The following is a 19,437-nucleotide window of genomic DNA, read 5'->3' as shown; positions in this document are numbered from 1 at the left end:
TCCAATGATCAAGAAATTCATCGACAAACTCCTCGGCAAGTCCGGCGGCGGCTCATCCAACGGCAAGGCTCGTTTCGGCAAGCGCCAGGAGGTTGCCGCCTCGGTGCACGGCATCGATCCGGCCTTGGTCGATGAGCGGGCCAAGAACGTCGTCACCACACTCCAGGGCGCAGGCTTCGAGGCTTACGTGGTGGGCGGGGCGGTTCGCGACCTGCTGCTTGGTTTGCGGCCGAAGGACTTCGACGTTGCAACCAACGCAACGCCGGAGCAGGTCAAGAGCCTGTTCCGTCGCGCCTTCATCATCGGGCGGCGGTTTCGCATCGTCCACGTGGTGTACGGACGCGGACGCGAGCACGAGGTGATCGAAGTCTCCACATTCCGCGCATACATGGACAGCACGGGCGCCGAGCAGGTCGCCGGCAACGAGCGCACCAGCAAGGGCGAACTCGCCGGAATGAAGCACGCTGTCGACGCCAGCGGCCGCGTCTTGCGCGACAACGTGTGGGGCCCGCAGGAAGAAGACGCTGCGCGACGCGACTTCACCGTCAACGCGATGTATTACGACCCGGCCAGCCAGATCGTCGTCGACTATCACAACGGCATCCGCGACGCCAAGAAGCTCACGCTGCGCATGATCGGCGATCCGATCACGCGCTACCGCGAAGACCCGGTGCGCATCATTCGTGCAATCCGGTTCTCGGCCAAGCTGGCTGCTCTCGGTTTCAAGCTCGAACCCAAGACCGCCGCGCCCCTGATCGAGTCGAGCCGCCTTCTCGCGGACGTGCCGCAAAGCCGGCTGTTCGACGAAATGCTCAAGCTGCTGCAGACGGGCCATGCGGTCGCGACCATCGCGCAACTGCGTGCGCTCGGCCTCTCGACAGGCATCTACCCTTTGCTCGACATCGTCGTCGAACGCGCCGACCAGCCGTTCGTCAAAGCCGCCTTGCAGGACACGGATCGCCGCGTGGGCGAAGGCAAACCCGTGGCGCCGAGTTTCCTGCTCGCGTGCGTGCTGTGGGCCGATGTGCGTGACGGATGGGCGCAGCGCCAGCAGGGCCAACACGGTCAGCGGCCGCAAGCGCCGTTTCCTGCCTTGCAGGACGCGATCGACGACGTCTTCAATGCACGCATCGGCGACGTCTCCGGCCGCGGCAAACTCGCGGCCGACATGCGCGAGATCTGGATGATGCAGCCTCGGTTCGACAAGCGCATCGGCGCCACGCCATACAGCTTGGTGGAACAAGCGCGATTCCGAGCAGCCTTCGATTTCATGCGACTGCGCGCGGACGTCGGCGAAGTGGGGGAGGCGATCGCCGAATGGTGGCAGGAATTCAGCACCGCCGACGACGTGCGGCGGCAGGACTTGATGGATCAGGTCCGAGACGAACAGCAGAAGAAGGCCCGACAGCGCATCCCGGCGCGCACTCCCGCCAGTGGCTCCTCCGGGCATCAGGCGGCATTGCCGGCTGCCGAAGCCGACTCCGCGCTCCCGCCCGATGGCGAAATTGCTACGGAGCCGCGAAAGCGCCGGCGTCGGCGCAAGCCGCGCAGCGGCGGCGAAGCAGCGAGCGCAGCCGCCGAATGACCGTCCGCGCCTACGTCGCGATCGGCGCCAATCTCGGCGATGCGCGGGCCGCCGTGTTGCGCGCAGCGTCAGACCTGGACGAATTGCCCGAAACGCGGGTGACTGCGCGCTCGTCGCTCTACCGGAGCGAACCCGTCGACGCAGGCGGCCCAGACTTCATCAATGCAGTCGTTGAACTGGATACAGGCCTGGAACCGCACGCCCTGTTGGACGAACTCCATCGGCTCGAAACCCGTGCCGGACGCGAACGCCCCTACCAGAACGCGCCGCGGACCCTCGACCTCGATCTCTTGCGTCACGGTGAGACCGTCATGAACACCGCAACGCTCACCCTTCCTCATCCGCGCATGGCAGAGCGTGCATTCGTCCTCCTGCCCCTGGCGGAAATCGCGCCGGACCAAGTCACAAGAGCCCAGATCCAGCGGGTGGCTGATCAGCGGATAGAACGCCTCTGACCGTCGGCGTCAGCCCTGCCCATTACACTTGCGCGGATTTTTCACGATGGCGTCACGCGCATATGCTGTGACGGCGCGAACCCAGGAGACCGCCATGTTCGGCAAGCTGCTGCCCCGCGAGGGGAATTTCTTCGAGATGTTCAACCAACACGCCGATCGCATCGTCGAAGCGGCGCGTGCCTTCGAGCAGCTGGTAGCAAACTACAACGATCTGCACCTGCGCGAGCAGTACAACCGTGACGTCGACAACGCTGAGCGCGCCGCCGACCGCGTGACCCACGACGTCAACCGGCTGATTCACAAGACCTTCATCACGCCGATCGACCGCGAGCAGATCCATAAGCTGATCAACACGATGGACGATGTGGCGGACCTGATACAGGATTCCGCTGAGACCATGGCGCTCTACGACGTGCGCCACATGACGGAAGAGATTACCCGTCTCACCGCATTGAGCGTCAAATGCTGCGAAAGGGTGAAGGACGCAGTCAAGTTCCTGGGCAAGATCACCGACCCAGCCACAGCCGAAGCCACACTCAAGACCTGCGAGGAAATCGATCGGCTGGAATCGGATGCGGATCGGGTGATGCGCAGCGCAATGAGCAAACTCTTCCGCGAAGAACCGGATGTGCGCGAGGTCATCAAGCTGAAGGCCATCTACGAATTGCTCGAGACGATCACAGACAAGTGCGAAGACGTCGCCAACGTGATCGAGGGCATCGTCCTCGAGAATTCCTGAGATCGCGGGATTCGAATGGCAACGGTTCAGGTCGCCCTTTGGGTGGTAGTTGTGCTGGTCGTTCTGGCCATCGCTTTCGATTTCATGAACGGGTTCCACGACGCGGCGAATTCCATTGCCACCGTCGTGTCGACCGGCGTGCTCAAGCCGGGTCAGGCGGTCGTGTTTGCGGCGTTTTTCAACCTCGTCGCTATTTTTGTGTTCCACCTCAGCGTGGCGGCAACCATTGGCAAGGGGATCGTGCAGCCGGGTGTTGTGGATGTGCACGTGGTCTTCGGCGCACTGGTCGGCGCGATCAGCTGGAATCTCGTCACCTGGTACTACGGTATTCCGAGTAGCTCTTCGCATGCACTCATTGGTGGCATCGTGGGCGCAGTCATCGCCAAGGCAGGCTCGGGCGCGCTGATCGCCGCTGGCATCTGGAAGACAGTGGCGTTCATCTTCGTTTCGCCACTGCTTGGGTTTCTGCTCGGGTCATTGATGATGATCGTCGTGGCGTGGGCCTTCAGGCGATCGACGCCGTCTCGGGTCGACCGCTGGTTCCGAAGGCTGCAACTCGTCTCGGCAGGTGCCTACAGCCTCGGCCACGGTGGTAACGATGCACAAAAGACGATTGGCATCATCTGGATGCTACTGATTGCGACCGGCTATGCAGCCGCGGACGCCGAGTTGCCGCCGACATGGACGATCGTGTCCTGCTATGCAGCTATTTCGCTAGGCACGATGTTCGGCGGCTGGCGCATCGTCAAGACCATGGGCCAGAAGATCACCAAACTCAAGCCGGTAGGCGGATTTTGCGCCGAGACCGGGGGAGCGCTGACGCTGTTCCTGGCAACGGCGCTCGGGATTCCGGTGTCGACAACGCACACCATCACCGGTGCGATCGTCGGTGTGGGATCAGCGCAGCGCGCCAGCGCTGTGCGCTGGGGCGTGGCAGGCAATATCGTCTGGGCTTGGATCTTCACGATCCCCGCGTCGGCATTCGTCGCGGCAATTGCTTATTGGATCGGCATCCAGATTTTTTGAGGCCCAGCGCTCGACTTGACCTACCCGGACTATTGGGAAATTCTTCGACCTGCTTCGACCTCGTGCTCGAAGTAGCGCTGAAAACTGAATGCCAAGCTTGCCATGAGTATGGTGCTGCCGAAGAGCAGTGCCATCACGACTGCCCCGATCGTGAGCCAGTTCGTACTTCCTGCCGCTGGGACATTGGTTGCAGAAAACTTCGGGTTGTAGCGGGCATTCCACTTTTCGGGCGTCATCAGCCCATACACGATGGCGGTCAGGGCGCAACCCGAAATCGTGAATCCCAGTAACGGGATCAAGACCCAGCTCCAGGCGTCGTCAAGGCCGTAGGTTTGCACGCGTTCGATACCGTACAGGCCCAGCACCGTGGGAATGGGCAGGAGCCAACCCAGAGTGCTCGATGCGCCCCGAAGATAGAAGCAATGCAAACCAAACGGGCCGCCGAGAAACGCCAGCCACGCCGCCAAGGTTTTGTTTTTCATTGCTCAGGACTCGTCGAACTACCTTCGCCCAATACTTTTTCCATGAGCACGACGTCCCGCCATTGGCCAAATTTCCAGCCGCAGTCCTTCAACACTCCAACATGGCTGAACCCGTGCCTTCGGTGCACGCCGATGGAACCGGCGTTTGCCGAATCGCCGATCACCGCGATCAGCTTGCGAACGCCGACCAATTCGGTGGCTTCGCAAAGCGCCGCCAGCAGTTTTGTACCGAGGCCCTGGCCGCGTGCGTTCTCGGCGAGGTAAATGGAGTCTTCGGCGGAAAAACGATAGGCGGGTCGGGGCTTGAACCAATTGCAATATGCGAAGCCGAGGATTTCGCCATCCTTTTCGGCGACAAGGTAGGGAAGATTTTTCGACAGGACGTCCGCTCGTCGTGCGGCCATGTCGGCATCGGTAGGAGGCTCGGTTTCGAAGGTGCCCGTCCCGTGCAGGACGTGATGGGCATAAATGGCTGTGATTGCGACGATGTCTTGGTCGCGGCTGGGGCGGATGATGGTCATGCAGCAATTCCCGGTAGGACGGGTCTAGAAAAAATAGCTCCCGGGCTATAATCGTCGGCTTTTCAGCGTGTCGCTGGCCGGGTGGCCATGTCGCGTGTCTCGACGCTGAAAGAACACTGTGGGCGGGCCTTTCGGGTTCGCCGCACCACCCAAGGATAAATCATGGTCGTCATTCGACTCTCCCGCGGCGGCTCCAAAGGTCGTCCGTTTTTCAACATCGTCGTGTCGGACAAGCGTGTTCGCCGCGATGGACGTTTCATCGAGCGCCTGGGTTTTTACAACCCGATCGCCAAGGAAAACGAAGAAAGCATCCGCATCGCCCAGGATCGCCTGACCTATTGGCAGAGCGTTGGCGCACAGGCTTCCCCGACGGTCACCCGTCTGATCAAGCAAGCGGCCGCAGCCGCTCCCAAGGCAGCCGCCTAACCCGCCGTAAGCGATGCTACCCACCCTCGAGACCGCCGACCTTCCGGTGGATGCGATCGAAGTGGGGCGCATCGTCGATGCTTGGGGCATCAAGGGTTGGTTCAAGGTCCAACCCCACAGCGCCCAACCTGAGGCACTTTTTTCATCCAAGCGCTGGTTCCTGCAGCTCCCCGGCGCAGCGGCCGGCCAAACTTTCCGACTCGCGATCCGCGAGGCCAAGGAACATTCCGACTACGTCGTCGCTTCGTCCACAGGAGTGCCCGACCGCAATGCGGCCGAAGCACTTCGAGGCGCGCGTGTGTTGGTCCCGCGTTCAAGCTTTCCCACAGCTGGCGATGACGAGTACTACTGGGTTGATCTCATCGGGCTCGCTGTCGTGAATCGCGAAGGCATCACGTTGGGCCACGTGCGTGAACTGCTTGCCACCGGTCCGCAGACCACACTCGTCCTCGCTTCAGAAGAAGACGGCAAGCCAGTCGAACGAATGGTTCCTTTTGTGTCGGCTTTTGTCGAAAGCGTCGACCTTTCGAGTCGGCTGATCAAAGTCGACTGGCAGCCCGACTACTGAGCGGTCTGAGATGAGGCCGTCATGCGCTTCGACATCATCACCCTGTTCCCCGAACTGTTTTCGCCACTTCTTTCGAATGGCGTGACGCGTCGCGCCTACGAGTCCAAGCAGGTCGAGGTTGTGTTTTGGAATCCGCGCGATTTTGCCGAAGGAAACTATCGGCGCGTCGATGATCGGCCGTTCGGCGGCGGCCCTGGGATGGTGATGCTGGCGCAGCCCCTGTCGGACTGCCTTGACGCCGCGCTGGCATCGCGCCAGGCTGCAGCCCCAGTTGTCTTGTTTTCACCGGTGGGCGAAACATTGCGCCACGACGACGTCGAGCGTTGGTCGGCTGGTGATGGGGCGATTCTGATCTGCGGGCGGTACGAGGGCATCGATCAGCGTTTTATCGATGCAAGGGTCTCGCACCAAATCAGCCTCGGTGACTTTGTGTTGTCCGGTGGCGAAATTGCCGCCATGGCGCTCTTGGATGCCGTGGCGCGGCTGCAGCCCGGTGTCTTGGGGGATCAGGACAGCCACGTTCAGGACAGCTTCAATCCTGCCCTCGACGGCTTGCTTGATTGCCCGCACTACACGCGACCTGAAATCTGGAATAGCGAGGGCGTCCCTGCTGTCTTGATGTCGGGCCATCACCTCCAGATCGATCGCTGGCGCCGCGATCAAAGGTTGGCAATTACCTCCGAGAAGCGCCCCGACCTGATCGATGCTGCCCGGCGCGCGGGTCGCCTTAGCGCGGCAGACGAAAAAGCTCTCCAGAAAAAGCTATAATGTTCGGTTCCCGATCCTCTGCCCGGCCGCGCCTTCACCCGAAGGCGCCATTTGTGTAGCGCGGACATGATCGATATCAGGAAATCATGAATCTCATCCAGACCCTCGAGCAGGAAGAAATCGCCCGCCTCGGCAAGAAAATCCCCGACTTCATGCCCGGTGACACGGTCATCGTCAGCGTGAACGTCGTCGAAGGAAGTCGCAAGCGCGTTCAGGCTTACGAAGGCGTCGTGATCGCCAAACGTAATCGCGGCCTCAACAGCGGCTTTACGGTTCGCAAGATCTCCAGCGGCGAAGGCGTCGAGCGTACGTTCCAGACCTACAGTCCTTTGATCGCCAATATCGAGGTCAAGCGTCGTGGCGATGTCCGTCGTGCCAAGCTGTACTATCTTCGCGAACGCAGCGGCCGCTCGGCTCGCATCAAGGAAAAATTGCCGGGCAAGTCGGCAGCAACGGCAGCTCAGTAAAAAGCTGCATGGCACGCGAAAAGCCGCCGTTCAAGGCGGCTTTTTGCATTGGCATCTCCGATTTTTGTGGTGCCGTGCCCTCGCTGCCATTGTTTTCGCGTTTAACTCATCAAGTCCATCTACTTGACCCATCTTCCATCGGCCATGCGCGCTTCCCCTGTCGAAACGATCAATGCCGTTCTTCCCGTGGCCCTGCGGTCGTTCGATCCTCGCGAAGTGCCCGTCACCTTTGTTGATTCCAATATGCCGGCGGTTTCGCCCGAGCGACTCAGCGCCCATGGCTTGCGCGATCGCTTTGCGGCGCCGCCCGAATGGGTCCCCGAACTTCGTCGCGAGCCCCAGATGACGGACCGAGCACCCGCTCAAGCCGCGGTGCTGGTGCCGGTGATCATGCGGGACAAGCCCACGGTCTTGCTGACTGAACGCTCCGCCCAACTGACCAATCATTCCGGCCAGGTGGCTTTCCCCGGCGGCCGGGTCGATCCGGAGGATGCCAACATCGCCGCGGCTGCGCTTCGAGAAGCTTGGGAAGAGGTTGGGCTTTCGGCCGAATACATTGAAGTCTTGGGAAGTCTGCCGACGTACACGACGATCACCTCATTCGTCGTCACACCGGTCGTTGCACTCGTTCGCCCCGATTTTCAATTGACGATCAATCCCTATGAAGTCGCCGAGGCCTTCGAAGTGCCCTTCGCCTTTCTGATGGACCCTGCAAATCACCGTCACCACACCATGGTCGGCGACGACCTCAAGTCTCGCGAGTGGATTTCGATGCCATACCACGACGGCTCTCAGGAGCGTTTCGTCTGGGGCGCCACGGCGGGTATGTTGCGCAATCTCTACCGCTTTCTCTCCGCCTGAGCGGCCATCCAGCTGCCCTGAAGCCTCTCGTATCATCACCGCATGAGCTTCTTTGCGATCCTGTGCGCGTTGCTGATCGAGCAGGTGCGGCCCTTGGCCTACCACAATCCCGTCTATGGCGGCGTGCTTGCGTGGACGCGCTGGACCAGCCGCAACTTCGATGCGGGCAAGCCCAATCATGGTTGGGTAGCCTGGTGCCTTGCCGTGTTCGTACCGACCGTGCTTTCGCTCGCCGTGCACTGGCTTCTGGTTCTGAGTCTGGGACTTCCGTTTGCGGTTCTGTGGAGCGTTGCGGTTCTGTACGTCACATTGGGATTTCGACAGTTCAGTCATCATTTCACCGGCATTCGAGACGCATTGGACGAAGGCGACGAGCCCTTGGCACGGTCGCTACTTGCGCATTGGCAACGAGTGGATGCCGTCAACCTGCCGCGCAGCGAAATTGTTCGGCACGTGATCGAGCATTCGGTGATCGCTGCGCATCGGCACGTCTTTGGGGTGCTGGCCTGGTTTTCGATCCTTGCGGCGATTGGCCTCGGCCCTGCTGGCGCTGTGTTCTATCGGATGAGCGAATTCGTCGCGCGCTATTGGACGCACAAGAGTGGCGCATCCACTCAACCATCCAGCATTTGGGTTCAGCGGGCCGCCGAGCGCGCTTGGGCATTGATCGACTGGCTGCCAGCCAGGATTACCGCCCTCGGCTTTGCAGTTGTGGGCAGCTTCGAGGAGGCGATCGATTGCTGGCGCAATGATGCTCGCCGATTTCCCAATCAGAACGATGGCGTAATCCTCGCGGCGACTTCGGGTGCAGTCAACGTGCGCCTCGGCGGCGGTACGCTGAGCCCCTTTCCGGTGACAGACCCATTGCCACGTGCACAAGCGGGAGATTCGTTCGCCGACGGAAGTGTGCCGGACAGCGGAAGCACACCAGGACGCGAGCCGGAGCCCGCGCATCTGCGCAGCGTTGTGGGACTTGTCTGGCGCTCCGTGGTGATGTGGATGGTTTTGTTGGCGTTGCTCACACTGGCCCGCCTGCTGGGCTGAGGCTGGGAACCGAGCGTGTCCAATGCCTCGACCTTCTGGAGCCCACGCATTGCCGCGCTCGAACCCTATGTGCCCGGTGAGCAACCGCGAATCCCGAACCTCATCAAGCTCAACACCAACGAAAATCCCTATCCGCCCTCACCGCGCGTGGTCGGCGCGATCAAAAGGGCGGCTGAAAGCGGACTCGAGCGCTATCCCGATCCTGAATCGGCAGTGTTGCGTGAAGCACTCGCTGAGCAGCACGGTCTGGACGCTTCTCAAGTGTTTGTCGGCAACGGTTCAGACGAGGTTCTGGCCCACGCCTTCTTCGCGTTCTTTCAGCAGTCTCAACCCCTGCTGATTCCAGACGTCACATACAGCTTCTACCGCGTCTACGCACAGCTCTACGGAATCGCATGCGAACTCGAAGCAGTGGACGAAGGTCTCCGCATCGATGCTGAGGCGCTGGCCGCGCGAGCTGCGAGCGGTTGTGGCGGCATCGTCGTCTCTAATCCAAACGCGCCGACTGGCATCGGATTGCCGCTTGCCCAGATCGAGCTGTTGCTGCTCGCGTGTCCGAATCGCGTGGTGCTGGTGGACGAGGCATACGTCGACTTTGGCGGGGAAAGCGCGCTGCCACTGATCGGCCACTATCCGAATCTGCTGGTTGTGCAGACCTTGTCCAAGTCGCGCTCGCTCGCAGGTTTGCGGGTCGGCTTTGCTTTCGGCCAGGCGCATCTCGTCGATGGGCTGCAGCGTGTCAAGAACAGCTTCAATTCGTATCCAGTGGATCGGCTCGCGCTGGCAGGTGCCCTGGCTGCCATCGAAGACGAAGACTGGTTCGAAAGAACACGCAAGGACGTGATCGACACGCGTGAAGGGCTTTTGCTGCAACTGGAAGACTTGGGCTTCGAAGTCCTGCCGTCCCAGGCCAATTTTCTATTTGCACGGCACCCCGCGCATGACGCCCGCCGACTTGCTGCGTCACTCCGTGAAAAGGCAGTGCTCGTGCGCCATTTTCAGCAGCCGCGCATCGCGGAGTACTTGCGGATCAGCGTCGGCACGCGAGATCAGTGTTCTGCATTCGTCGATGCACTGGCGGAAATCCTCGGCGCTCAGTAACGCGATTGGCTCAGTTCGGCGAACAACTCGCCATAGATGCGGTAGCGGGATGCACTGATGGCGCCTGGATGCGAAGACGACTCCACCTGCGCAATCACGCTGCAGCCTGGTTCGTGCAGGTGCGTGCAGTTGTAGAACCTGCAGCCCGTCGCGTGCTCGGCGATATCGGGCATGAGCTGCGCAAGCTGCATGGCTTCGATGTGATGCAGCCCGAATTCCTGGAACCCCGGCGAATCAATGAGGGCGGTGTTGGTCGCCTTGTCCATCCAATACCAGGTCGTGCTCGTCGTAGTGTGCTTGCCCGAATTGAGCGCCTGCGAAATTTCGCCTGTCAGGACGGTGGCGCCGGGCACCAGCAAGTTGATCATCGTGCTCTTGCCCGCGCCCGAAGGACCCAGCACCAGCGTGGTCCTGCCGGTGAGCAGCGCCGTCAGCGCCGCGCGATCAGCTTCGCCAGAGGCCGTGAGTGCCAATGGCAGCACCTCATAGCCCATGTGCCTGTAAGGGGCCAACCTGTTCCAGGCACGATCGAATGGAATCTTCAAGTCACGCTTGTTGAGCGCGACGAGTGCGGTGATGTGTTCAGCCGCGGCCGCGATCAAGGCGCGTGTCAGCTGGGTCTCTGAAAACTCGGGCTCCGCGGCGATGAGGATCAACACCTGGTCGAGATTGGCGGCGAAAGATTTGGTCCGGATTTCATCCTGTCGATAGAACAGGTTCTTGCGCGGAAGCACCTCTTCGATGGTGCCCTCGTCCTGGCTCACCTGCCACTGCACCCGGTCGCCGACGACGGCCTGGCTCTTCTTGCCGCGCGGATGACAAATCACGCGCTCGCCTTCGAGTGTTTCGACAATGCAGTGGCGGCCGTGCCCAGCGACAACCAACCCGTCGCGCAGCGCCGTGCCGTCGGTGCCGGCGCGCTGCTTAGCCAAGAGTGCGTTCCATGCGTCGGCCCAAGCGTTGGTTCAAGTGTCGAGCAGCGCGTCGGCCTGCGCCGCGCAGTCGAAATCGGTCGCCGAGATGCCACCCAGGTCGTGGGTATTGAATCGCACCACGCAACGGCTGTAGTGGACCGTGAGATCCGGATGGTGATCGTGTTTGTGAGCCACCATCGCAAGCGCGTTCACGAAGGCGATCGTCTCGAAGTAGTTCGCGAAGGTGAACGTCTTTTCAATCGCGACGTTCGCCCCGTCGCCTGCCAATTTCCAGCCATCCAGATGCGCGAGGCTTGCCACGATCTCCGTGGCGCTCAGGGCCCGGCGGGGCTGGGACTTCCAGTCCTTGAATTTCATCATGCTGTTCATCGTCGGCATTCCGGTTCAGGTGACGGCTGCCATTCGCGCAAGGCGTTCGGACGCCGGTGGGTGCGAATAGTAGAACTTGACGAATATCGGGTCCGGCGTCAGTGTTGAGGCGTTGTCTTTATAGAGCTTGAGGAGCGCCGCGGAAAGACTGGAGCCACTCGTCTGGGCGACTGCATAGGCATCGGCCTCGAATTCATGCCGTCTTGATATCAACACTGACAGCGGCGCCACGAAGAAGCCGAAGACAGGCACCACCAGCATAAAGAGGAGGATGGCAAGCGCGTCGTTGGGCGCTGACATGTTCGGTTGCACACCCAGCCCGGCGTAGAACCACGTGTGTACCGACAGCCAGCCCAGCAGAGCGAAACCAGCCAGGCTGAGCGCGAACATCGCAGCCATTCGTTTCATGACGTGCCGATGCTTGAAATGGCCCAACTCGTGGGCGAGCACGGCTTCGACCTCGCCGGCATTCAGTTGTCGCAGCAGCGTGTCGTAGAAGACGACGCGCTTGCTGGCACCGAACCCGGTGAAATATGCGTTGGCATGGGCGCTGCGCGTGCTGCCGTCCATCACGAAGAGGCCCTTTGCCGAAAAACCGCAGCGCTGCATCAATGCGTTCACACGGTCCTTGAGAGCAGCGTCGTCCAGCGGCTGGAACTTGTTGAAGAGTGGGGCAATGAAGGTGGGATAGACCAGCATCAAGAGCAGATTGAACGCTGTCCACGCACCCCAGGCCCAGAGCCACCAAAAGACCCCGGCTGCGCTCATGAGCCACAGAATGAGCGCCGCGAGCGGCAAGCCGATCATGGCACCCACCAGCATGCCCTTGACTGCATCCGCAATCCATAGGCGCCACGTCATCTTGTTGAACCCGAAACGCTCCTCCAGCCGAAAGGTCTGCCAGAGCGTGAAGGGCAACTCCAGAACCGCGCCAATCACCGCGAAGGCGCCGAGAAGAGCCAATTGCTGCAATAGTCCGCCGTCCATCCAGCCCAGCAGTGTCTTGTTGAGCAGGTCGAGGCCGCCGAGCAGGGTCCAACCCAACAGCACGGCGCCGCTCCACGCCATCTCGAGCACGCCAAGCCGCGTTTTCGCCATCGTGTAGTCGGCCGCCTTTTGGTGCGCCTCGAGCGTGATCGCCTGCGCGAAGGCCTGCGGGACGATGTTGCGATGACGTGCCACGTGGCGCACTTGCCGCGTCGCGAGCCAGAACTTCACGACCAGCCCCGCGACCAGCGCAAGGGCGAAAGCCAAGGTGAAGGCGAGGGGCGCTGACGACGTGGTGGACATGGCGGCCGAGTTTAGCCCGCCGACCTGCCGCCCGTCGGCGGCGGACGCGTTGCGTACGCTCTCCATGTGGGCGAGGCCGATCTTCGAAAGGGGGTATGGACGACAATCGCCGAATGCCCGAATCCACCGAAACGGTCGCACCTGCGGCCACGCTCAAGAAGACCGATCAGAACCTCGTCTGGCTCGACTGCGAAATGAGTGGTCTGGACCCCGAAAAGGAACGGCTGCTGGAAATCGCAGTGGTCGTCACGGGTCCTGATCTCTCGCCGCGCATCGAAGGCCCGGTCCTTGTCATCCACCAGAGCGACGAACTGCTGGACGGCATGGATTCCTGGAACAAGGGAACGCATGGGCGCAGCGGGTTGATCGACAAGGTCAAGGCGTCCACCTTGGATGAAGCCGCGGCAGAGCAACAGCTGATTCAGTTCATCTCGCGGTACATCCCCAAAAGCGGCTCGCCGATGTGCGGCAACACCATCGGCCAGGATCGCCGCTTCCTGGTCAAGTACATGCCCAAGCTGGAGGCGTATTTCCATTACCGCAACCTGGATGTCAGCACGCTCAAGGAGCTTGCCAAACGCTGGAAGCCGGCCGCCTATAACGCTTTCAAGAAGCAACAAGCTCATACGGCACTCGCCGACGTCCACGAGTCCATCGACGAACTGGCGCATTACCGCGAGACCTTTCTGCGCATCCAGGATTAGGTGAAAACCCGGGTTCGTGCAATAATCGCTGGCTTCGCTATTGGCAACTAGACATGTCTGATAGCGTTTTCCTGCATCTCCCTATCTTGCACATCGCGCCCGAATAAGAGGGCCGCAGCTTCGGCGAAAGTCGCAGCTGAACGTCGTTGGATGGTTGATGTTTTTCACCACCCGACGGAGCGCCGTTTACGGCTGCGCTCGCGTATGAGACTTTTTTAATGACCGACGCTTTTGAAGCGCAGGGCGATTTCGCGCCTGTGCAATCCGACAACTTCGCCATCGCTGGTGAAGCCGAATTCATCTCCATCACCACCCCTGCAGTCGAAGGCATCCAAGCCGCCGAGCAGCCCAAGGCGCCGAATGGCTTCGTGAAGCTGGGCCTCGCGCCTGAACTGATCGCCGCCGTCGAAGACCTGGGCTTTGCCCAGCCGACCGTCGTGCAGGAACAGGTGATCCCTCGTGCCATGACAGCCACCGGCGACGTCGGCGGCCCCGCTCGCTTCGTCGACCTGATGGTTTCCAGCCAGACCGGCAGCGGCAAGACGGCGGCGTTCCTGCTGCCTGTGCTTCACACCCTGCTGCAGCGCCAAGCCGAAGCGGAAGCCGCCGCGAAGGCTGAGTTCCAGCGTCTCGCTGCAGAGGCCGCCGCCCGCGGCGAAGCGCCGCCCAAGAGGCCGAAGCGCAAGGATCCCACCAACACGCGCAACTTCAAGGCCGCCACGCCCGGTGCGCTGGTGCTCTGCCCCACGCGCGAACTGGCGCAGCAGGTCGCGCATGACGCGATCGATCTGGTCAACCATTGCCGTGGCCTGCGTATCGCCAGCGTGGTTGGCGGCATGCCTTACCAGTTGCAGATCGCCAAGTTGCAGAACGCCGACCTCGTCGTCGCTACGCCGGGCCGCCTGCTCGATCTGCAGCGTTCGATGCAGATCAAGCTCGACCAAGTCAAGTTCCTCGTCGTCGATGAGGCTGACCGCATGCTCGACCTCGGCTTCTCGGACGATCTCGCCGAAGTGAACCAACTGACGATCGAACGCCAGCAGACCATGATGTTCAGCGCGACGTTTGCGCCGCGCATCCAGCAACTCGCGCAGCGCGTGATGCGCGAACCGCAGCGTCTGACCATCGACAGTCCTCAGGAAAAACACGCCAACATCAAGCAGATGCTTTTCTGGGCTGACAACACCCAGCACAAGCGCAAGTTGCTCGACCATTGGCTCCGCGACACCAGCATCAACCAGGCCATCGTGTTTGCGAGCACCCAGGTCGAGTGCGATGGCCTTGCCAACGACCTCCAGCAGGACGGCTTCAGCGCCGTTGCGCTGCACGGCGCATTGAGCCAGGGACTGCGCAACCGTCGCCTGATGGCACTCCGCCAGGGACAGGTGCAGATCCTCGTCGCGACCGACGTTGCCGCGCGCGGCATCGACGTGCCGACCATCACGCACGTCTTCAACTTCGGCCTGCCGATGAAGGCGGAGGATTACACGCACCGCATCGGCCGCACCGGTCGGGCAGGGCGCGATGGCCTCGCCATTACCTTCGCCGAGTTGCGTGATCGCCGCCGGATCTTCGACATCGAGGCATACACCCGCCAGCAATTCAAGTCGGAAGTCGTTCCGGGCCTCGAGCCCCAGCAACGCGCACCGCAGTCGCGTCCGCAAGGCGATTTCGGCGGCCGCGGCCGTGACAGCCGTGACCATCATTCGCGCGATCGCAAATTCGGCGGTGGTGGCAACGGGCATCGCGGCGGCGCTGGCGCAGGCTATGCCGGCGCCAGCGGCTTCAACGATCGCAATTCGCGCGGCCCCGGCGCTCCGGCGCCCCGTGGCTTCCAGAACCAGGGCAATGCCGGTTTTGGCGGTGATCGCAATGAAGGCGGATACGGCCGCAAGCCGGGTTGGGGCGACAGCGCACCGCGCGGCGGTACCGGCGGAACTCGCAGTGATGGATTCGCGCCCCGTGGCCATGCCGGCGGCGGCAAGGTCTTCGTACCGCGCGATGCGCAGAAACGTGGGTTCAAGCCTACTCGCTGATATCGGTCAATAGCAGCGGACCATAAGGCCGCTGCCAACCTTCAAAAAGCCCGCACTTTCACGAGTGCGGGCTTTTTGCCTTTCGGGCGATCGAAAAGTCGAGCCGTTGAGCCGACCTATCGGAAACGCGTAGATGCCCTCAATTTAGTTGACTCATGAACAGTTGAAAAGTAATGTATTGAGGTTCCAAATCCCCCGGAAGCACTCCTGCAGCCGGTTCTGCCACCTCGTTCTTCTCCTGTTGCTCTATGAAAATCGCGATTCTCGGCGGCGGCCACGGCGCCTACGCGGCTGCCGCAGACCTGTCTGAAGCCGACCATGAAGTGCATCTCTGGCGCCGTGACGCCGCCGCGCTGGAACCGCTTCGCAGAGCCGGTTCGATCACGCTCAAGGACGCCGCCGGCACGCGGGACGTACAGGTGGCACTCGCCACGGCCGACATCGCGGCAGCCATGCGCGGCGCCGAGTTGATCGTCATTCCGACGCCGGCCATAGCGCAGGAAGACATCGCCCGTGCGATGGCGCCGCACCTGGTCGATGGCCAAGTCGTTTTCCTTCCGCCCGGCACCTTCGGCAGCTATGTCATGGCGCGTGTCGCGGCCGAAGCCGGCAGTCGTGCCGATGTGGCTTGGGCTGAAACCGGCACGCTGCCCTATCTCGCTCGCAAGCACGGAGAGCGCGAAGTGAATGTGACGATCCGCGCCATTCGCCTGCCGACCGGTGTGTATCCGGCGCGCAAGTCGCAGGAAGCGATCGAGGTGATCCGCAGGGCCTATCCGAGCGTGCATGGCTGCGGCGACGCGCTCTCCGGCGCATTGATGAACGCAGGCCCGATCATCCATCCGCCCCTGATGGTGATGAACGCCGCGCCGCTCCAGCACTTCGAGCGCTGGGACATCCACAACGAAGGCACGCAACGCGCCGTGCGCGACGTCACCGATCGCCTCGACCAGGAGCGCATCGCGGTCCGCGACGCTTTCGGCCATGGCGCGCCGCACTATCCATTGGCGGACCACTACAACAACGATCAGTGGATGTATGGCGACGCGCACAAGCAGTTGGTGAAGTCGGGCGATTGGCGCGAAAACATCGACCTCTATGCACACCGCTACATCACCGAAGACACCGAACTCGGACTGGCCTTCCTGGCCTCCGCGGCGCGCTACGCGGATGTTGACGCGCCGATCGCGCATGGTTTGCTGGCGATCGTCGGGGGATTTCTGGGTCGCGATCTGCGCAAGGGCCCGCGTACTCTCGAAGCCCTCGGCCTGTCCGGAATGACCCCAGCGCAACTCAAGCAGAGATTGCACGATGGCGAATGAGTCGCCGCGATTTGCCGCCGTCGGTGCGGGGCGGATGGGGCGTGGCATCGCGATAGCGTTCGCATATGCTGGCCATCGCATTTCTCTCATCGACCTGCGTCCGCGTGGCGACGAAGCCTGGCACAAGCTCCGCAGCGAAGCGCAAGCCGAGATTGAATCGAGCCTGTCAGGACTCGCGCAACTGGGCATGATCGATGCCGCGCAGGTCCGGACGATCGCCGCCCGCGTCGACTTCGTGAATGCAGCCGAGGCACCTGCCGCCCTGGCAGCGGCCGAGCTCGTGTTCGAGGGAGTGCCCGAGACGCTGGACGCCAAGCGCGAGGCCTTCGAACACATCAACCGGCATTGCGACGACAATGCGATCCTCACTTCGACGACCAGCAGCATCCTCGTGACGCAGCTCGCGGCGTTGGTGCGCCGGCCGGAGCGCTTTCTCAACATGCATTGGCTGAATCCGGCCTATGTGATCCCCGTCGTCGAACTCAGCTGCCATGCGGATACCGACCCTGCGGTCGTCGCCCGCACCAAGGCGCTGATGGAGGGCATCGGCAAGCTGCCCGTCGTGTGCGGCGCCGCGCCGGGCTACATCGTGCCGCGGCTGCAGGCGCTCGTCATGAACGAAGCCGCCCGCATGATCGAGGAGGGCGCCGCCACTGCCGAAGAAATCGACAAGGCCACCCGCTATGGCCTCGGCCTGCGTTTTGCCGCGCTCGGCGTGGTCGAATTCATCGACTTCGGCGGCTGCGACATCCTGCACCACGCAAGCCGGGAGATGTCCTCGTCGATCGATCGCGGCCGGTACACCGCACCGGCCATCGTCGATCGAATGGTCGAGGAAGGGCGGCTCGGCCTCAAGAGCGGAAGCGGTTTCTATGACTACGAAGGCCGCGACGTTGCGGCCTACCGCCGGGACGTGCTGTCGCGAACTCTCGGCATGCTCAAGCACGCGGGCCTCTGGCAACCGCCTGCCTCGAAGACGCTCTCATGAAAATACGGCGCGCTTTCGCGGATCTGTCACCAGGGCAGATTCACTACGCCGAATGCGGCGATCGCGAGGCGCCCGCCATGTTGCTGCTGCATCAGTCACCGCGCAGCTGGACCGAATACCAGGCCGTGCTTCCGTTGATCGGCAGGCGCCATCGCGCTATCGCCATGGACACCGTCGGCTTTGGCGATTCCGCCCCAGGCAATGCACCGGCGAGCATCGAGCAATGGGCACGAGTCGCGTGCGAGCTGCTCGATGAGCTAAAGATCCAAAGCGCCGCCGTGGTCGGCCATCACACGGGCGGCGTGATTGCGATCGAGCTTGCGGCGGCTTTTCCGGAGCGCGTGCGCGCACTCGTTTTGTCGTCGACGCCTTTCACCGGCGATGCATTCCGTCGCGCGCGCGCCGAGCGTCCGCCGATCGACGAGGTTGAACCGAGCGACGACGGGACGCACCTCACTGCGCTGTGGCAACGACGGCAAGGTTTCTATCCTGCGGGCCGGCCGGCATTGCTCAAGGCCTTCGTGCTTGATGCATTGAAGGCGAGCGGCAGCCCCGAGGACGGCCATCGTGCCGTGGCTGCCTATCGGATGGAGGATCGCATCGATCGCGTGAGGCAACCGACGCTGATCATCCGCGCGACCGACGATCCCTTCGCGGCTCCCCACGCCGCCGAACTGCATCAGCATCTTGCGAACTCGCGCATCGTCGATATCGACGGCGGCATGGTCCCCTTGCCGGACCAGTTGCCCGAAGCGTTTGCGCAAGCGGTGCTTTCCTTCTTGGAGACGCAGCAATGAAAGCCGTTCGCGTACATGCATTCGATGCGTCTCCCGTGCTGGAAGACATTCCGGAGCCAGTCGCGCGTGCGGGCCGAACGATCGTACGCATGGAAGCTGCCACCGTGGGCCACATTGACCGCACCGTTTGGCGCGGCAGCTTCCTCAAGCATCCGCCATTCCCCTATACGCCGGGTGTCGAGGCCGCCGGCGTGGTGGTCGAAAGCGCGCGATACGCAAAGGGCCAGCGGGTATGGCTGCGCGGGAGTGGGCTGGGCACGCTTTTCGACGGCACCTGGTGCGAGCTGATCGATGCACCCGATGAAGCACTCGGGTTTCTGCCGCATGGCGTGCCAGCGGTCATCGGCTCTGCCTTCTTCTCGCCCAGCACATCGGCATGGGTCGCGCTGAACGACATCGCACATCTTGCGGCCGGCGAGAGCGTGCTCGTGACCGGAGCGACGGGCGCGGTCGGCTCGATGTCGGTGCAGCTGGCGCTCAACGCCGGAGCGCAAGTGACGGCTGTCGTCGGCAGGGAGGCACAGGCGCAGTCGATGCCGTCCGGCGCGAAGGTGGTGGTCCTGGGGGATGACTTGGCGCAAGCCTTGCAGGACGTGTCGCCCGATTTCGATCTGCTGGTCGACACCGTCGGCGGGCAGGTGTTGAGCGCAGCATTGCCCCGTGTTCGGCCCGGCGGCCGCGCAGTGCTCGTCGGATATACCGCCGGCAACACGCTGTCGCTGGATATCGCGCACTTTCTGCAGCGAGACGTGTCGCTGTTGCCGCTCAACATGTTCCGCCGCGAAGCCGCCGGGCGCGCGGCCGCACCTGAGCTGCTGGCAAGGCTGGCAGACGGTCGGTTGCGGCTGGATGTGCAAGCCTTTGCGCTCGAAGAAGCCGCCAAAGCCATGGACTGGATCGGTCAACGCGGTCATCGCGGGCGCGCAGTCCTGGTACCCGGCGGCTGACCGGCT

22 protein-coding genes are annotated in these 19,437 nt (G+C 62.3%); 17 read left to right on the top strand and 5 right to left on the bottom strand.

Features of this window, described 5'->3' with window-relative positions; all coding sequences use genetic code 11:
* Positions 1-4: 4 nt before the first annotated feature.
* The 4 genes from pcnB to AC1DSF_RS16235 all read left to right on the top strand — a co-directional run bounded on the left by pcnB (position 5) and on the right by AC1DSF_RS16235 (position 3,805).
* On the top strand, positions 5-1,585 hold the full coding sequence (gene pcnB, locus AC1DSF_RS16250; RefSeq protein ID WP_478127236.1) for a polynucleotide adenylyltransferase PcnB: 1,581 nt from the start codon (positions 5-7) through the stop codon (positions 1,583-1,585).
* Entirely contained in the window at positions 1,582-2,040 is a 459-nt protein-coding gene (folK, locus tag AC1DSF_RS16245) for a 2-amino-4-hydroxy-6-hydroxymethyldihydropteridine diphosphokinase (protein WP_478127235.1), read from the top strand. Before pcnB ends, folK begins: the two co-directional genes overlap by 4 nt.
* 94 nt (positions 2,041-2,134) lie before the next feature.
* Positions 2,135-2,779, top strand: a complete 645-nt coding sequence (locus tag AC1DSF_RS16240; protein WP_478127234.1) for a DUF47 domain-containing protein — start codon at positions 2,135-2,137, stop codon at positions 2,777-2,779.
* Between the two features lie 15 nt (positions 2,780-2,794).
* Entirely contained in the window at positions 2,795-3,805 is a 1,011-nt protein-coding gene (locus AC1DSF_RS16235; protein ID WP_478127233.1) for an inorganic phosphate transporter, read from the top strand.
* Positions 3,806-3,834: 29 nt separating this feature from the next.
* Here AC1DSF_RS16235 and AC1DSF_RS16230 read toward each other — a convergent pair whose 3' ends face one another.
* Complete coding sequence (locus tag AC1DSF_RS16230) at positions 3,835-4,287, bottom strand: TM2 domain-containing protein (protein ID WP_478127232.1); 453 nt, start codon at positions 4,285-4,287, stop codon at positions 3,835-3,837.
* Positions 4,284-4,808, bottom strand: a complete 525-nt coding sequence (locus tag AC1DSF_RS16225; RefSeq protein ID WP_478127231.1) for an N-acetyltransferase family protein — start codon at positions 4,806-4,808, stop codon at positions 4,284-4,286. Before AC1DSF_RS16225 ends, AC1DSF_RS16230 begins: the two co-directional genes overlap by 4 nt.
* A gap of 162 nt (positions 4,809-4,970) precedes the next feature.
* On the opposite strand from AC1DSF_RS16225, the gene rpsP reads away from it, so the two are divergent.
* From rpsP to hisC, 7 genes are all read left to right on the top strand, one after another.
* A complete protein-coding gene (gene rpsP, locus AC1DSF_RS16220) occupies positions 4,971-5,234 on the top strand; it encodes a 30S ribosomal protein S16 (protein WP_478127230.1) in 264 nt (87 codons plus the stop codon).
* A 13-nt stretch (positions 5,235-5,247) separates the two neighbouring features.
* Positions 5,248-5,802: a ribosome maturation factor RimM gene (rimM, locus tag AC1DSF_RS16215; RefSeq protein WP_478127229.1), complete on the top strand. Its 555-nt coding sequence runs from the start codon at positions 5,248-5,250 to the stop codon at positions 5,800-5,802.
* A gap of 21 nt (positions 5,803-5,823) precedes the next feature.
* Positions 5,824-6,570: a tRNA (guanosine(37)-N1)-methyltransferase TrmD gene (trmD, locus tag AC1DSF_RS16210; protein ID WP_478127228.1), complete on the top strand. Its 747-nt coding sequence runs from the start codon at positions 5,824-5,826 to the stop codon at positions 6,568-6,570.
* 86 nt (positions 6,571-6,656) lie between these two features.
* Complete coding sequence (rplS, locus tag AC1DSF_RS16205) at positions 6,657-7,037, top strand: 50S ribosomal protein L19 (RefSeq protein ID WP_478145826.1); 381 nt, start codon at positions 6,657-6,659, stop codon at positions 7,035-7,037.
* Between the two features lie 144 nt (positions 7,038-7,181).
* Positions 7,182-7,898 (top strand): CoA pyrophosphatase, encoded by a 717-nt coding sequence (locus tag AC1DSF_RS16200; RefSeq protein WP_478183134.1) that lies wholly within the window; start codon positions 7,182-7,184, stop codon positions 7,896-7,898.
* A gap of 42 nt (positions 7,899-7,940) precedes the next feature.
* A complete protein-coding gene (locus AC1DSF_RS16195; protein ID WP_478127225.1) occupies positions 7,941-8,942 on the top strand; it encodes a CobD/CbiB family protein in 1,002 nt (333 codons plus the stop codon).
* Between the two features lie 15 nt (positions 8,943-8,957).
* Positions 8,958-10,043 carry a histidinol-phosphate transaminase gene (gene hisC / locus AC1DSF_RS16190; protein WP_478127224.1) on the top strand — a complete coding sequence of 362 codons (1,086 nt, stop codon included), beginning with the start codon at positions 8,958-8,960 and terminating at the stop codon, positions 10,041-10,043.
* On the opposite strand, the gene rsgA is transcribed toward hisC, so the two are convergent.
* From rsgA to AC1DSF_RS16175, 3 genes are read right to left on the bottom strand one after another with little or no spacing between them, the layout of a single operon-like run.
* On the bottom strand, positions 10,037-10,975 hold the full coding sequence (gene rsgA / locus AC1DSF_RS16185) for a ribosome small subunit-dependent GTPase A (RefSeq protein WP_478127223.1): 939 nt from the start codon (positions 10,973-10,975) through the stop codon (positions 10,037-10,039). The two genes, hisC and rsgA, sit on opposite strands and share 7 nt — an antisense overlap.
* Positions 10,976-11,008: 33 nt before the next feature.
* Positions 11,009-11,347 (bottom strand): 4a-hydroxytetrahydrobiopterin dehydratase, encoded by a 339-nt coding sequence (locus tag AC1DSF_RS16180; RefSeq protein WP_478127222.1) that lies wholly within the window; start codon positions 11,345-11,347, stop codon positions 11,009-11,011.
* Positions 11,348-11,362: 15 nt separating this feature from the next.
* On the bottom strand, positions 11,363-12,637 hold the full coding sequence (locus AC1DSF_RS16175) for a M48 family metallopeptidase (RefSeq protein ID WP_478127366.1): 1,275 nt from the start codon (positions 12,635-12,637) through the stop codon (positions 11,363-11,365).
* A 95-nt stretch (positions 12,638-12,732) separates the two neighbouring features.
* On the opposite strand from AC1DSF_RS16175, the gene orn reads away from it, so the two are divergent.
* From orn to AC1DSF_RS16145, 6 genes are all read left to right on the top strand, one after another.
* Positions 12,733-13,341: an oligoribonuclease gene (gene orn / locus AC1DSF_RS16170; protein WP_478127221.1), complete on the top strand. Its 609-nt coding sequence runs from the start codon at positions 12,733-12,735 to the stop codon at positions 13,339-13,341.
* A 218-nt stretch (positions 13,342-13,559) separates the two neighbouring features.
* Positions 13,560-15,377, top strand: a complete 1,818-nt coding sequence (locus AC1DSF_RS16165) for a DEAD/DEAH box helicase (RefSeq protein ID WP_478127220.1) — start codon at positions 13,560-13,562, stop codon at positions 15,375-15,377.
* A gap of 248 nt (positions 15,378-15,625) precedes the next feature.
* Positions 15,626-16,699: an NAD/NADP octopine/nopaline dehydrogenase family protein gene (locus AC1DSF_RS16160; protein WP_478127219.1), complete on the top strand. Its 1,074-nt coding sequence runs from the start codon at positions 15,626-15,628 to the stop codon at positions 16,697-16,699.
* Positions 16,689-17,687: a 3-hydroxybutyryl-CoA dehydrogenase gene (locus AC1DSF_RS16155; RefSeq protein ID WP_478127218.1), complete on the top strand. Its 999-nt coding sequence runs from the start codon at positions 16,689-16,691 to the stop codon at positions 17,685-17,687. Before AC1DSF_RS16160 ends, AC1DSF_RS16155 begins: the two co-directional genes overlap by 11 nt.
* On the top strand, positions 17,684-18,484 hold the full coding sequence (locus AC1DSF_RS16150; protein ID WP_478127217.1) for an alpha/beta fold hydrolase: 801 nt from the start codon (positions 17,684-17,686) through the stop codon (positions 18,482-18,484). The genes AC1DSF_RS16155 and AC1DSF_RS16150 overlap by 4 nt, the downstream gene beginning before the upstream one ends.
* Complete coding sequence (locus AC1DSF_RS16145; RefSeq protein WP_478127216.1) at positions 18,481-19,431, top strand: quinone oxidoreductase family protein; 951 nt, start codon at positions 18,481-18,483, stop codon at positions 19,429-19,431. The genes AC1DSF_RS16150 and AC1DSF_RS16145 overlap by 4 nt, the downstream gene beginning before the upstream one ends.
* Positions 19,432-19,437: the final 6 nt, after the last annotated feature.

The organism is Variovorax sp. 01N429 (genome assembly GCF_056399425.1).
This window is presented reverse-complemented; position numbering and strand designations above follow the sequence as displayed.

Bases quoted from the DNA above. Each gene is read 5' to 3' on its own strand.
- pcnB (WP_478127236.1), top strand. From the start codon at position 5: ATGATCAAGAAATTCATCGACAAACTCCTCGGCAAGTCCGGCGGCGGC.
- folK (WP_478127235.1), top strand. From the start codon at position 1,582: ATGACCGTCCGCGCCTACGTCGCGATCGGCGCCAATCTCGGCGATGCG.
- AC1DSF_RS16240 (WP_478127234.1), top strand. From the start codon at position 2,135: ATGTTCGGCAAGCTGCTGCCCCGCGAGGGGAATTTCTTCGAGATGTTC.
- AC1DSF_RS16235 (WP_478127233.1), top strand. From the start codon at position 2,795: ATGGCAACGGTTCAGGTCGCCCTTTGGGTGGTAGTTGTGCTGGTCGTT.
- AC1DSF_RS16230 (WP_478127232.1), bottom strand. From the start codon at position 4,287: ATGAAAAACAAAACCTTGGCGGCGTGGCTGGCGTTTCTCGGCGGCCCG.
- AC1DSF_RS16225 (WP_478127231.1), bottom strand. From the start codon at position 4,808: ATGACCATCATCCGCCCCAGCCGCGACCAAGACATCGTCGCAATCACA.
- rpsP (WP_478127230.1), top strand. From the start codon at position 4,971: ATGGTCGTCATTCGACTCTCCCGCGGCGGCTCCAAAGGTCGTCCGTTT.
- rimM (WP_478127229.1), top strand. From the start codon at position 5,248: ATGCTACCCACCCTCGAGACCGCCGACCTTCCGGTGGATGCGATCGAA.
- trmD (WP_478127228.1), top strand. From the start codon at position 5,824: ATGCGCTTCGACATCATCACCCTGTTCCCCGAACTGTTTTCGCCACTT.
- rplS (WP_478145826.1), top strand. From the start codon at position 6,657: ATGAATCTCATCCAGACCCTCGAGCAGGAAGAAATCGCCCGCCTCGGC.
- AC1DSF_RS16200 (WP_478183134.1), top strand. From the start codon at position 7,182: ATGCGCGCTTCCCCTGTCGAAACGATCAATGCCGTTCTTCCCGTGGCC.
- AC1DSF_RS16195 (WP_478127225.1), top strand. From the start codon at position 7,941: ATGAGCTTCTTTGCGATCCTGTGCGCGTTGCTGATCGAGCAGGTGCGG.
- AC1DSF_RS16180 (WP_478127222.1), bottom strand. From the start codon at position 11,347: ATGAACAGCATGATGAAATTCAAGGACTGGAAGTCCCAGCCCCGCCGG.
- AC1DSF_RS16175 (WP_478127366.1), bottom strand. From the start codon at position 12,637: ATGTCCACCACGTCGTCAGCGCCCCTCGCCTTCACCTTGGCTTTCGCC.
- orn (WP_478127221.1), top strand. From the start codon at position 12,733: ATGGACGACAATCGCCGAATGCCCGAATCCACCGAAACGGTCGCACCT.
- AC1DSF_RS16165 (WP_478127220.1), top strand. From the start codon at position 13,560: ATGACCGACGCTTTTGAAGCGCAGGGCGATTTCGCGCCTGTGCAATCC.
- AC1DSF_RS16160 (WP_478127219.1), top strand. From the start codon at position 15,626: ATGAAAATCGCGATTCTCGGCGGCGGCCACGGCGCCTACGCGGCTGCC.
- AC1DSF_RS16155 (WP_478127218.1), top strand. From the start codon at position 16,689: ATGGCGAATGAGTCGCCGCGATTTGCCGCCGTCGGTGCGGGGCGGATG.
- AC1DSF_RS16150 (WP_478127217.1), top strand. From the start codon at position 17,684: ATGAAAATACGGCGCGCTTTCGCGGATCTGTCACCAGGGCAGATTCAC.
- AC1DSF_RS16145 (WP_478127216.1), top strand. From the start codon at position 18,481: ATGAAAGCCGTTCGCGTACATGCATTCGATGCGTCTCCCGTGCTGGAA.